Genomic DNA, 12,337 nt, shown 5'->3' with positions numbered 1-12,337 from the left:
GAGCGCTATGGATATCACTGAACTGCTGGCCTTCAGCGCCAAACAGGGAGCTTCCGACCTGCACCTGTCGGCCGGTCTGCCGCCGATGATCCGCGTCGATGGCGATGTGCGGCGGATCAATCTGCCGGCGCTGGATCACAAGCAAGTGCATGAACTGATCTACGACATCATGAACGACACCCAGCGGGTCGACTTCGAGAAACATCTGGAAACCGACTTTTCCTTTGAAGTGCCGGGTGTCGCGCGGTTCCGGGTTAACGCCTTCAACCAGAACCGTGGCGCTGGCGCCGTATTCCGTACCATTCCGTCGAAAGTGCTGAGCATGGAAGACCTCGCCATGGGCGACGTCTTCCGTAAGATCACCGACGCCCCGCGGGGGCTGGTGCTGGTCACCGGGCCGACCGGTTCGGGCAAGTCGACCACGCTGGCGGCGATGATCGATTACCTCAACACTCACCGTCATCACCATATCCTGACTATTGAAGACCCGATCGAGTTTGTTCACGAATCGCGCAAATGCCTGATCAATCAGCGCGAAGTCCATCGTGATACCCGTAGTTTCGCCACCGCTCTGCGCTCGGCGTTGCGCGAAGACCCGGACGTGATTCTGGTCGGCGAGATGCGTGACCTGGAAACCATTCGCCTGGCACTGACCGCAGCCGAAACCGGGCATCTGGTGTTCGGCACGCTGCACACCACCTCAGCGGCGAAAACCATCGACCGCGTGGTCGACGTGTTCCCCGGCGACGAGAAGTCGATGGTGCGCTCGATGCTGTCGGAGTCGTTGCTGGCAGTGGTCTCGCAGACGCTGATCAAGAAGATCGGCGGCGGGCGAGTGGCGGCGCACGAGATCATGCTGGGCACGTCGGCGATCCGTAACCTGATCCGCGAGGACAAGGTCGCGCAGATGTACTCGGCGATTCAGACGGGTGGGTCGTTGGGGATGCAGACACTGGACATGTGCCTGAAGGATCTGCTGACCAAGGGTTTGATCAGTCGCGAACATGCGCGGGAGAAGGCGCGTACGCCGGATAATTTCTGAGGAAGTGATCGTTCCCACGCTCTGCGTGGGAACGATCGGTATGGTGTTAGCGCTGAACCACGCGCATCTGGCTTTGTTCTTTCGGCAACACGCGCTTGGCCACCACGTAGTGCTGCTGCCAGTACGGCTTGTTCAACGTATCGATGCTCACCGCTTTGCCACGGCGCGGTGCGTGGATGAAGCGGTCGTTGCCCAGGTAGATGGCAACATGGTTGACCCGACGGCTCTTGATGTTGAAGAAAATCAGGTCGCCCGGCTTCAGATCCTTGCGCTCGACTTTCTCGCCGTGACCGCTGGCCATGGCATTCGAGGTGCGTGGCAGGTCGAACGTAGCGTCGTTGAACGCGTATTTCACCAGACCGCTGCAATCGAAACCTTTACTTGGGCTGCTGCCGCCCCAACGATAAGGTGTACCGAGGACGTTTACCGCACGGCTCAGCACATTGCTGCTTTCCTTGCTCGCCATCGGTGGCACCAGCTTGCTGTGGCTCTTGCTGCTCAGCGTGGTGGTTTTGCCTTTGCTGCTTTTGCTCGAAGGAGCCGAAGCATGGGATTTAGGGGTAAAGCCGTTAACGTTGGGAAGACGTTGCTCACGATTGGTGGCGTGGGCGGCCAGTGGCATTAATAGGCAGATGGTTAGCCATGTCTTGAAAAATGGTCGCATTAGGCGTGGCTCTTCAGTGATAGCGCGCAACTTTATAACAGAGTTTTTTTTCATTCCGAGTCCGTTGGTCGATTCAGTTGGCAGCCAACGGAACCAAATAAGCGGCAAATGGACGCAATTGTCGGACAGAAGTCAGGTGCTATAAGGCTTTGACGGTAGCAACGGTAACATTTGCCGTACGTCGGCTACCTGTAAAAAAGTCACAAAGAATTCAAGAATATTTATCTATCGCGTGAATCGAGGTCTTCATGAACCCCTATCAACAATTTGTTCAGCAGCAAGATACGCACAGCAAAATCATCGGTTATCTGCTGTGGATTTTCGGTTTTACCGGCGCTCACCGCTTCTACTACGGCAAGCCGGTGACCGGGACGATCTGGTTCTTCACCTTGGGTTTGCTGGGCATTGGCTGGCTGATCGACCTGTTCTTGATCCCGGCAATGGATCGCGAAGCGGATCTGCGTTTTACCGCCGGGCCGATCGAGTACAACGTGGCGTGGATTCTGCTGACGTTTCTCGGAGCATTGGGTGTGCACCGGATGTATCAGGGGAAATGGATCAGTGGCCTGATCTATCTGCTGACGGGCGGGTTGTTCTTTCTGGGTGTGCTGTATGACTTCTGGACGCTGAATGATCAGGTCTCGGTGCGTAACGCCGAAGGCAGAGGCGCCTTCCAGTAAAGCTTCGCGAGCAAGCTCGCTCCCACAGGGGATTTGTGTCGTTCACAGATCCAGTGTGGGAGCGAGCCTGATCGCGAAAGGGGTGACGCGGTATCAAGCCTGGTGACTGATCCGCCCATCCACCAGCGTATAGCGAACCACACCCGGCAAAGTGTGCCCAATGAACGGGCAGTTCTCACCCTTCGACAACCAGTTTTCACCGGCCACCGTCGAAGCCTGCGGATCGAACAGCACGATATCCGCCGCCCCACCCACCGCCAGTTTGCCAGCCGGCAGACGCAGCGCTTCAGCCGGGCCAGCGCTCAGGCGCGCCAGCAAGGTCGGTAGATCGAGCAAGCCATCCTCCACCAGCGTCATCGCCAATGGCAGCAACAACTCAACACTGCTGATGCCCGGTTCGGTCGCGCCGAACGGTGCCAGTTTGGCGTCACGTTCGTGCGGTTGGTGATGGCTGGAAATCGCCGAAACCACGCCGGACTTCACCGCTTCACGCAGACCATCACGGTCAGCACGCGTACGCAGCGGCGGTTGCACGTGATACAGGCTGCTGAAGTCGATCAGCGCTTCGTCGGTCAGAATCAGCTGATACAGCGCAACATCCGCCGTCACCTTCAAACCACGCGCCTGCGCCTGAGCGATCAGGGCCACGCCGCGAGCGCTGGTCAACTGACTGAAGTGCGCGCGCACGCCAGTCTGCTCGACCAGCAACAGATCCCGGGCCAATGCCACGGTTTCAGCGGTTTCCGGAATCCCCGGCAGGCCGAGGAAACTGGCAACCGCGCCTTCGTGAGCCAAACCACCTTCGGCCAGATCATGATCCTGCGAGTTGAAAATCACTGTCAGGTCGAAGGTTGCTGCGTATTCCAGCGCCCGGCAAAGCGTGCGGGTATTGCGGAAGCTCTCCAGACCGTTGCCGAAGGCCACGCAACCGGCATCGCGCAACGCAACCAGCTCAGCCAGTTGCTCGCCGTCCAGACCTTTGCTCAGCGCCCCAATCGGAAACACTTTGGTGTTGCCGGCTTCGCGTGCGCGGTCGAGGATCAGTTCGGCCACGGCGGAGGTGTCGAGCACCGGTTTGGTCTTCGGTGGGCAGCACAGGCTGGTCACACCGCCAGCAGCGGCGGCGCGGGTTTCGCTGATGATCGAGCCTTTGCGGCTATAGCCCGGCTCGCGCAGGGCTACGTTCAGATCAACGAGCCCCGGAGCGGCGACAAGGCCTTGGGCATCAATGGTTTCTACTGCCGTGAAACCCGCCGGGGCCGCGCCGAGGGCGACGATCTTGCAGGCTTCAACGTGAATGTCGGTGATTTGATCCAGGCCGCTGCTTGGATCGATGACGCGTGCGCCGAGAATGCTGAGCTTCACTGGGCGTTCTCCTGCTCGAATTGGCGCTGGGCCGTTTGCCCGCTCATGGCCATGGACAGCACAGCCATACGAATCGCGATGCCGTAGGTCACCTGATTGAGGATCACCGAGTGCGGGCCGTCGGCCACTGCTGACTCGATTTCCACGCCACGGTTGATCGGCCCCGGGTGCATGACGATGCAATCGGGTTTGGCCCCGGCCAGACGCGCGGTGGTCAGGCCGAACAGGCGGTAGAACTCGCCTTCGCTCGGCAGCAGGCCGCCGGTCATGCGTTCACGCTGCAGGCGCAGCATGATCACCACGTCGACGTCTTTCAGGCCTTCGGTCATGTCGGTGTAGACCTTCACGCCGTATTGCTCGATGCCGATCGGCAGCAGGGTTTTCGGCGCGATTACGCGGATGTCCGGGCAACCGAGGGTCTTCAGCGCGAGCATGTTCGAGCGCGCAACCCGCGAGTGCAGGATGTCGCCAACGATGGCCACCGAGAGGTTTTCAAAGCCGCCCTTGTGCCGACGGATGGTGAGCATGTCGAGCATGCCCTGCGTCGGGTGGGCGTGACGGCCGTCGCCGCCGTTGATGATCGCCACTTGCGGGCAAACATGCTCGGCGATGAAGTGCGCGGCACCGGAATCACCGTGGCGCACGACGAACATGTCGGCGGCCATGGCTTCAAGGTTGCGCAAGGTGTCGAGCAGGGTTTCGCCCTTGCTTGCCGACGAGGTCGACACGTTCAGGGTGATCACGTCCGCCGACAGCCGCTGGGCCGCCAGTTCGAAGGTGGTGCGGGTGCGCGTGGAGTTTTCGAAGAACACGTTGCACACGGTCTTGCCGCGCAGCAACGGGACTTTCTTCACCGCCCGGGCACCGACTTCGAGGAACGAGTCGGCAGTGTCGAGGATTTCCGTCAGCAACTCGCGGCGCAGGCCGTCGAGCGAGAGGAAGTGGCGCAGCTGGCCCTGATCATTGAGCTGCAGCGGGCGCTTGGTATCTAGAGGCGTCATCGCGAAGGGGACTCTCAATAGGGCGGATTAAAGGTTGAAGTCTTGCAGTTCGAGCGTCAGCGGCTCGGGGCCCGACAGCTTCACCCGTTCATGTGCGGCCAGCGACAGCGTCGCCCCAACCACATTCGGGCGGATCGGCAACTCGCCGGCGTCGAGGTCCAGCAGGCAGACCAGGGTCACGCTGGCCGGGCGGCCGTAGTCGAACAATTCGTTCATGGCGGCACGGATGGTGCGGCCGCTCATCAGTACGTCGTCGATCAGCACCAGATGCTGGCCTTCGATCTCGAAGGGCAGGGCGGACGGGCGCACTTGCGGGTGCAGGCCGTTCTGGCTGAAGTCGTCGCGGTAGAAAGAAACATCCAGCGTGCCCAGTGGCGCGTCGCTGCCCAGTTCCTTGAGCAAGGCCTGCGCGACCCAGATGCCGCCGGTGCGAATGCCGATGTAACGCGGTTCAGTGATGTCACGCTGGGCAAGGTGCGCCTTGAGGCGGGTCGCCATCTGGCTGATCAGATCGGCGGGATTTGGCAGGCTCATGGTTGCTCCTTGTTGGGGGCGAGTCGGGTCCTTGGACACGACTCGGTTTTTCACTCAAAAGAAAAGCGCCGAAGCGCTTGTCAGGATTCAAACAATGCAGTGTTTTCATCGAGCCAGCCCTGCAACAGCAGAGCGGCGGCGATGGCGTCCACCGGGTTGTCGCGGTAACTGCCCTTTTGGCCGCCACGGACCAGACGCTCGCCCTTGGCCTCGAAGGTGGTCAGGCGTTCGTCGTGGGTATAGAAGGGCACGTTGAAGCGGCCATTGAGGCGGCGGGCGAATTTTTCCGCGCGCAGGCACATTTCGCTCGGCGTGCCGTCCATGTTCAGCGGCAGGCCGACGACCACGGCGTCGGGCTTCCATTCTTTTATAAGGGCTTCGACCTGGTTCCAGTCCGGCACACCGTTTTGTGCCTTCAAGGTGCACAGCTCACGGGCCTGGCCAGTAATCACCTGGCCGACCGCGACGCCGATCTGTTTGGTGCCGTAGTCGAAGCCGAGAATCAGGCGCAGGGCCATCAGGCGTGACCTGCCTGGCTGGTCAGCAGGCTGAGGTTGATCCCCAAATGCCTGGCCGCCGCTTCAAGACGCAGTTCGCTGCTGGTGTTGAACAGGATATCGGCGTCGTACGGGCAGTTCAGCCAGGCGTTGTCGGCGAGTTCCGCTTCCAGCTGCCCGGCTTCCCATCCGGCGTAACCGAGGGCAATCAGGCTTTTCGCCGGGCCGACGCCGTCCGCGATGGCGAACAGCACATCCTGCGAAGTTGACAGGGCCAGGTCGCCGTCGAGTTGCGCGGTGGCCTGGAAGGTCTTGCCCGCCGGGTGCAGGACAAAACCGCGATCGGTCTGCACCGGCCCGCCGATGAAAATCGGTACGTGCTGGCAGAGTGCTGGCGGGTCGATGTCCGGGCGCAGCTGCTCAAGGATGTCGGCCAGATTCAGCTCTTGCGGCCGGTTGACCACAATCCCCATAGCGCCATTGGCCGTGTGCTCGACGATGTAGGTCAAGGTGTGGGCAAAGTTCGGGTCGGCCATGTGTGGCATGGCGATCAGGAATTGATGCTTGAGGTAGCTGGGGCTGACGTTTTTCATGTGCGCTAGTGTGGCGTTCGGGGGGCAAACTGACAAGCTGGAGATGCAGGTGACACACCGATCCAATGTGGGAGCGAGCCTGCTCGCGAAAGCGGTGGATCAGTCACATCAATGTTGAATGACACACCGCATTCGCGAGCAGGCTCGCTCCCACAGGGGATTTGCGGTGTATTCAATTGCTCGAGAGCTTGTCGCCCCGGGCGAATTTCCAGGTACGAATGATTTCCAGACGGTCGATATCCGACAAGTCCCCGGTAAACGGGGCAAACGGTGCCGCCAGTCGGACGATACGCTGCGCCGCCTGATCCAGCAGCGGCTGCCCGGACGATTCCAGCACCAGCACTTCATACAGCGAACCGTCGCGATTGATCGAAACCATCAGGCGCAAATTGCCGTAGATCTGCTTGCGCCGTGCTTCCTCGGGGTAATTGAGGTTGCCGATCCGCTCGACCTTCTTGCGCCAGTCGTCCTTGTACCAGGCACCCTTGTCGCGCATGGTCGATGCCGCGCTCAAGCGGTGAATACGCGGGCGCTTGGCGTACAACTGTTGTTCCTTGGCCAGTTCGGCTTCAAGGCTGGCAATGTCACTGGACAGCTGCGAGCTGTCGAATTCCGGCGCATCAACCGTCGGTTTGACCTCGGTCTTGCTTTCTTCTTTTTGGTCGGCGCCTTTTTCGGCTTTGGTGCAACCGTAGTCACTGCAGCCTTCGGCGCAGCTTCCTGCACTTCCGGTTTGGCGGCCGGTGGCGGCGTGACTTTCTTGACCTGATTGTCCTGGAACGGCGCGACCTCAGTGGTCTTGGGGATCGCCTTCTTGTCCAGCGTGCCGCTGCCTTCCTGATGCTCTTGGGCGAGAAAGTCAGCCTTCTCTGGCTTCTTTTCGCTTTTGAAGGTGGCGAGGGTGATTTCCAGGGTTTTGCTGATCTGCTTGGGCTCGACCATCGTGAAGCCGACGCCGAGCAGCAGCGCCAAGTGGATCAGCGCTGCGAGAAACAGGGTAAAACCGAGGCGATCGGCCGGGCGCACGCCACGGTGGGCGAGTTCTGCGGGCAGATCGGACGGGAGGGTCATGACAAGAAAACCAACATCGCGTTTTTCAGAGGCTGCGCATGATAACGCAATGTTGGTTTCACGCCTTGGGCTTCACGCTTCAAGCGACAGACTGCATGTGACGTGCATCAAGCTTGTGGCATTTTGCCGGCGGCCTGCAGCTTCTTGGCGATTGCATCCATCAACATGCCGCCGATGTCGGTGCCGAAGGCGTTGTCGATTTCACGGATGCAGGTCGGGCTGGTGACGTTGATTTCGGTGAGGCTTTCACCGATCACGTCGAGACCGACGAACAGCAGGCCTTTCTCACGCAAGGTCGGGCCGACCTGTGCAGCAATCCAGCGATCCTTGTCAGTCAGCGGGCGCGCTTCGCCACGTCCACCGGCAGCGAGGTTGCCACGGGTTTCGCCCTGCGCCGGAATCCGCGCCAGGCAGTAATCCACCGGCTCGCCGTCGATCATCAGGATGCGTTTGTCGCCGTCCTTGATCGCTGGCAGGTAAGCCTGGCCCATGATCTGCTGGCCACCGAGGGCGGTCAGGGTTTCCAGGATCACCGACAAGTTCGGATCGCCTGCGCGGTGGCGGAAGATCGAGGTGCCGCCCATGCCGTCCAGCGGCTTGAGGATCACGTCGCCGTGCTTGGCAGCGAATTCGCGCAGCACGTCGGCGCGGCGGCTGACGATGGTTGGCGGGGTGCACTGCGGGAACAGCGTGGCGAACAGCTTTTCATTGCAGTCGCGCAGGCTCTGCGGCTTGTTCACCACCAGCACGCCAGCGGTTTCGGCCTGTTCGAGCAGGTAGGTGGAGTAGACGAACTCCATGTCGAACGGCGGATCCTTGCGCATCAGGATCACGTCCAGATCGCCGAGCAGGTTGTCCTGCTCGGCGTCCAGTTCGAACCATTTTTCCGGGTTGGCGAAGACTTTCAGCGGCTTCATCCGCGCCCGTGCCTGACCTTCACCCTGATACAGGTCGCGTTGTTCCATATAGAACAGTTCCCAGCCGCGCTTCTGCGCGGCCAGCAGCATGGCCAGCGAGCTATCCTTTTTATAGGAGATGCTGGCGATAGGGTCCATGACAATCCCGACGCGAACGCTCATTGGGTTTTCCTCGAAAATTGGCTACCGGATCGGTATTGAAAAAGTGCCGCCAGAGTGGCGCCGGGCGGGTTTTCGGTCAAGGAAAAACCCGTCGATAGATTGCATCTGGAGACTGTGCTAAAAAGGCTGCCATGCCGTGCTGGCCCTTGAGCATCAAGGGTTTCCAGCCATCAGTCATCGCAAAACGGACAATTTGATTCGCAAAGGCGACGGTAGAGCCCTCTTATGGAACAGCAGTCCAGCGCCTTGAAGGTCATGGTGATCGACGACTCGAAAACGATTCGTCGCACCGCCGAAACCTTGTTGAAGAATGTCGGGTGCGAAGTAATCACAGCGATCGACGGTTTCGACGCTTTGGCGAAGATCGCCGACAACCATCCCGGGATCATTTTTGTCGACATCATGATGCCGCGTCTGGATGGTTATCAGACCTGCGCTTTAATCAAGAACAACAGTGCGTTCAAGGCCACGCCGGTGATCATGCTGTCATCGCGTGACGGGCTGTTCGACAAGGCCAAGGGGCGGATTGTCGGTTCTGATCAATTTTTGACCAAGCCTTTCAGCAAGGAAGAACTGCTCAACGCGATCCAGGCCCATGTTCCGGGCTTCGCCGCCGTTTTGCCGCAGTAAGACACGTACAGTGACGCTCGGTCAGCGGGCCGCGCGTCGACAAGAAAAATGGGGAAAACCATGGCACGTATCCTGATCGTCGATGATTCGCCGACTGAAATGTACAAACTCACCGGCATGCTCGAAAAGCACGGCCATGAAGTGCTGAAGGCCGAAAACGGCGCCGACGGCGTGGCCCTGGCCCGTCAGGAAAAACCCGACGCGGTATTGATGGACATCGTCATGCCCGGCCTCAATGGTTTTCAGGCGACTCGTCAACTGACCAAAGACCCGGAAACCGGACACATCCCGGTGATCATCATCACCACCAAGGATCAGGAAACCGACAAGGTCTGGGGCACCCGCCAGGGCGCCAAGGATTACCTGACCAAACCGGTCGACGAAGACACCCTGATCAAGACCCTGAACAACGTGCTGAACGGTTGATCGCGCGACCATGAGCGAGTCGCTGACCGCGTTCGAACTGCTCTGGCAAATCGACCAGCGCTGCCGCTTGCTGGCGGCGGACCTGCCGTCGCAAGCGGCGCGCCAGGATCGCTGGAGCGGCATCGGCTTTCGCCTCGGCGAGCATTGGTATGTGGCGCCGATGGGCGAAGTCAGCGAAGTGCTGCACGAACCGCGCTTCACCCAGTTGCCCGGGGTCAAGCCGTGGGTCAAAGGCGTGGCTAACCTGCGCGGGCGGCTGTTGCCGATCATGGATCTGTGCGGTTTCTTCGGCCATGAGCTGTCGCCGTTGCGTAAACAGCGGCGGGTGTTGGTGGTCGAGCATGGCGATGTGTTTGCCGGGTTGATGGTCGACGAAGTCATTGGCTTGCAGCACTTTGAACAGGACAGCTTCGAACCGATCTCGATCAGCAAGCGCCAGGGCTCCAAGGCCGAGTTCGTCAAAGGCTATTTTCGGCGCGAGCAGAACTGGCGGGTGTTCAGCCTGTTTGCCCTGGCCAAATCCCCGGTGTTCATGAGCGTGGCGATATAACAGATTCAACACCGTCCCCTGTGGGAGCGAGCCTGCTCGCGAAGAGGGCGTGTCAGGCAAGATAAATATTGGCTGACCCAGCGCTTTCGCGAGCAGGCTCGCTCCCACAGGGATTGCAGCAGGCCTCAAAGGTGTGGGTTAAGGGCGAGGACCGATGACAAAAGCAAAAACAGGCAAGCCAGCGGAAGGATCGCGCAGTCGCTCGCAGATCATCGTGCTGTTCATCGCACTGATCGTGTTCATCATGCTGCTGTTCGCCAACTTCGCTTACCTCAACACCCAGGCGAACTACGACAAACAGTACATCGGCCACGCCGGTGAGCTGCGCGTGCTCTCGCAACGCATTGCCAAAAACGCTACCGAAGCCGCCGCCGGCAAGGCGGCCGCGTTCAAGCTGCTCAGCGATGCGCGCAACGATTTCGCCCAGCGCTGGGGTTACCTGAAAAAGGGCGACCCGGCCACCGGCCTGCCGCCAGCGCCTGCCACCGTGCGCCCGGAAATGCGCGCCGTGCAGCTGGACTGGGAACGCCTGCTGAAAAACACCGACGCCATCCTCTCCAGCGAACAGACCGTGCTGTCGTTGCATCAGGTCGCCGCGACCCTGGCCGAAACCGTGCCGCAGTTGCAGATCGAATACGAAAAAGTCGTCGAAATCCTCCTGCAACGTGGTGCTCCCGCCGCGCAGGTGGCGATGGCCCAGCGTCAGTCGCTGCTGGCCGAACGCATTCTCGGCGCGGTCAACACCGTGCTCGCCGGCGACGAAAACTCCCAGCAAGCCGCCGATGCCTTCGGCCGCGACGCCACCCGTTTCGGCCAAGTGCTCAACGGCATGCTGCAAGGTAACCCGGCGCTGAAAATCAGCCAGGTCGAAGACCGCGACGCTCGTGCGCGTTTGAGCGAAATCTCCGAGCTGTTCCAGTTTGTCTCCGGCTCCGTCGATGAAATCCTCGAAACCTCGCCGGAGCTGTTCAAGGTTCGTGAATCGGCGAGCAACATCTTCAGCCTCTCGCAAACCCTGCTCGACGAAGCCTCGCACCTGGCCACTCGCTTCGAGAACCTTGCCGGCGGGCGCAACACCGACACCATCGGCGGTTACGTCCTCGGTTTGCTGGCGCTGGCCTCGATCATCCTTATCGGTCTGGTGATGGTCCGTGAAACCAACCGGCAACTGCGCGAAACCGCCGAGAAGAACGAGCGCAATCAGAACGCGATCATGCGCCTGCTCGATGAAATCGAAGACCTCGCCGATGGTGACCTTACCGTGACCGCCTCGGTGACCGAAGACTTCACCGGCACCATCGCCGACTCGATCAACTACTCCGTCGACCAACTGCGCGATCTGGTTGCGACCATCAACCTCACCGCCGGCCAGGTCGCCGCAGCGGTGCAGGAAACCCAGGCCACCGCCATGCATCTGGCCCAGGCCTCGGAGCATCAGGCCCAACAGATTTCCGAAGCGTCGACGGCGATCAGCGACATGGCCGAATCCATCGATCAGGTCTCGGCCAACGCCGCCGAGTCTTCAGCGGTAGCCGAGCGTTCCGTGGAAATCGCCAACAAGGGCAACGAGGTGGTGCACAACACCATCCACGGCATGGACAACATTCGCGAACAGATCCAGGACACCGCCAAACGCATCAAGCGTCTGGGCGAGTCGTCGCAGGAAATCGGCGACATCGTCAGCCTGATCGACGACATCGCTGACCAGACCAACATCCTCGCCCTCAATGCGGCAATTCAGGCGTCGATGGCCGGTGATGCCGGGCGCGGTTTTGCCGTGGTCGCCGACGAAGTGCAGCGACTGGCCGAACGCTCGTCCGCTGCTACCCGGCAGATCGAAACGCTGGTGCGGGCGATTCAGACCGACACCAATGAAGCCGTGATTTCCATGGAGCAAACCACCACCGAAGTGGTGCGCGGCGCGCGACTGGCGCAGGATGCCGGTGTGGCCCTGGAAGAAATCGAAGGCGTATCGAAGACCCTCGCGGCGCTGATTCAGAGCATCTCCAACGCCGCGCAGCAGCAGACGTCCTCGGCCGGGCAGATTTCCCTGACGATGAACGTGATCCAGCAGATCACCTCGCAGACCTCGTCCGGCTCCACGGCCACTGCGGAAAGCATCGGTAACCTGGCGAAAATGGCCAGTCAGTTACGCCGTTCGGTGTCCGGCTTCACCTTGCCGGCGGCGGAAAAAGTGTGATCGGA

At 60.4% G+C, this 12,337-nt stretch carries 13 protein-coding genes and 1 pseudogene; 6 read left to right on the top strand and 8 right to left on the bottom strand.

Annotation, left to right across the window (positions count from 1 at the left end; all coding sequences use genetic code 11):
* Window positions 1-7: 7 nt before the first annotated feature.
* Window positions 8-1,042, top strand: a complete 1,035-nt coding sequence (locus AB4N44_RS15430; protein WP_095049465.1) for a type IV pilus twitching motility protein PilT — start codon at window positions 8-10, stop codon at window positions 1,040-1,042.
* 46 nt (window positions 1,043-1,088) lie between these two features.
* Here the strand turns inward: AB4N44_RS15430 and AB4N44_RS15425 are convergent, their stop codons facing one another.
* On the bottom strand, window positions 1,089-1,706 hold the full coding sequence (locus AB4N44_RS15425; protein ID WP_127930107.1) for a C40 family peptidase: 618 nt from the start codon (window positions 1,704-1,706) through the stop codon (window positions 1,089-1,091).
* 248 nt (window positions 1,707-1,954) lie between these two features.
* Here AB4N44_RS15425 and AB4N44_RS15420 point away from each other — a divergent pair, with 248 nt between their 5' ends.
* Complete coding sequence (locus AB4N44_RS15420) at window positions 1,955-2,386, top strand: NINE protein (RefSeq protein WP_110718026.1); 432 nt, start codon at window positions 1,955-1,957, stop codon at window positions 2,384-2,386.
* 93 nt (window positions 2,387-2,479) lie between these two features.
* On the opposite strand, the gene AB4N44_RS15415 is transcribed toward AB4N44_RS15420, so the two are convergent.
* The 7 genes and pseudogenes from AB4N44_RS15415 to gshB form a co-directional block, all read right to left on the bottom strand.
* Window positions 2,480-3,751 carry a dihydroorotase gene (locus AB4N44_RS15415; RefSeq protein ID WP_110718025.1) on the bottom strand — a complete coding sequence of 424 codons (1,272 nt, stop codon included), beginning with the start codon at window positions 3,749-3,751 and terminating at the stop codon, window positions 2,480-2,482.
* Window positions 3,748-4,752: an aspartate carbamoyltransferase catalytic subunit gene (locus AB4N44_RS15410; protein ID WP_007913665.1), complete on the bottom strand. Its 1,005-nt coding sequence runs from the start codon at window positions 4,750-4,752 to the stop codon at window positions 3,748-3,750. Before AB4N44_RS15410 ends, AB4N44_RS15415 begins: the two co-directional genes overlap by 4 nt.
* Before the next feature lie 27 nt (window positions 4,753-4,779).
* Window positions 4,780-5,286, bottom strand: a complete 507-nt coding sequence (gene pyrR / locus AB4N44_RS15405) for a bifunctional pyr operon transcriptional regulator/uracil phosphoribosyltransferase PyrR (RefSeq protein WP_064116261.1) — start codon at window positions 5,284-5,286, stop codon at window positions 4,780-4,782.
* Between the two features lie 80 nt (window positions 5,287-5,366).
* Window positions 5,367-5,804, bottom strand: coding sequence for a Holliday junction resolvase RuvX (gene ruvX / locus AB4N44_RS15400; RefSeq protein ID WP_008077844.1), 438 nt, complete (start codon window positions 5,802-5,804; stop codon window positions 5,367-5,369).
* Window positions 5,804-6,376 (bottom strand): YqgE/AlgH family protein, encoded by a 573-nt coding sequence (locus tag AB4N44_RS15395; RefSeq protein ID WP_016985971.1) that lies wholly within the window; start codon window positions 6,374-6,376, stop codon window positions 5,804-5,806. The genes ruvX and AB4N44_RS15395 overlap by 1 nt, the downstream gene beginning before the upstream one ends.
* A gap of 172 nt (window positions 6,377-6,548) precedes the next feature.
* Window positions 6,549-7,447, bottom strand: a pseudogene (locus AB4N44_RS15390) (energy transducer TonB).
* A gap of 107 nt (window positions 7,448-7,554) precedes the next feature.
* A complete protein-coding gene (gene gshB / locus AB4N44_RS15385) occupies window positions 7,555-8,526 on the bottom strand; it encodes a glutathione synthase (RefSeq protein ID WP_455805863.1) in 972 nt (323 codons plus the stop codon).
* Between the two features lie 225 nt (window positions 8,527-8,751).
* On the opposite strand from gshB, the gene pilG reads away from it, so the two are divergent.
* From pilG to AB4N44_RS15365, 4 genes are all read left to right on the top strand, one after another.
* The gene (gene pilG, locus AB4N44_RS15380) at window positions 8,752-9,156 is read left to right on the top strand and encodes a twitching motility response regulator PilG (protein WP_007913673.1); all 405 of its coding nucleotides are present in this window, start codon (window positions 8,752-8,754) and stop codon (window positions 9,154-9,156) included.
* 60 nt (window positions 9,157-9,216) lie between these two features.
* Window positions 9,217-9,582, top strand: a complete 366-nt coding sequence (pilH, locus tag AB4N44_RS15375; protein ID WP_127930104.1) for a twitching motility response regulator PilH — start codon at window positions 9,217-9,219, stop codon at window positions 9,580-9,582.
* A gap of 10 nt (window positions 9,583-9,592) precedes the next feature.
* Window positions 9,593-10,132: a chemotaxis protein CheW gene (locus AB4N44_RS15370; RefSeq protein ID WP_122604417.1), complete on the top strand. Its 540-nt coding sequence runs from the start codon at window positions 9,593-9,595 to the stop codon at window positions 10,130-10,132.
* Between the two features lie 154 nt (window positions 10,133-10,286).
* Window positions 10,287-12,332, top strand: a complete 2,046-nt coding sequence (locus tag AB4N44_RS15365; RefSeq protein WP_016985966.1) for a methyl-accepting chemotaxis protein — start codon at window positions 10,287-10,289, stop codon at window positions 12,330-12,332.
* Window positions 12,333-12,337: the final 5 nt, after the last annotated feature.

This window comes from Pseudomonas sp. S3_C06 (assembly GCF_054667675.1).
This window is presented reverse-complemented; position numbering and strand designations above follow the sequence as displayed.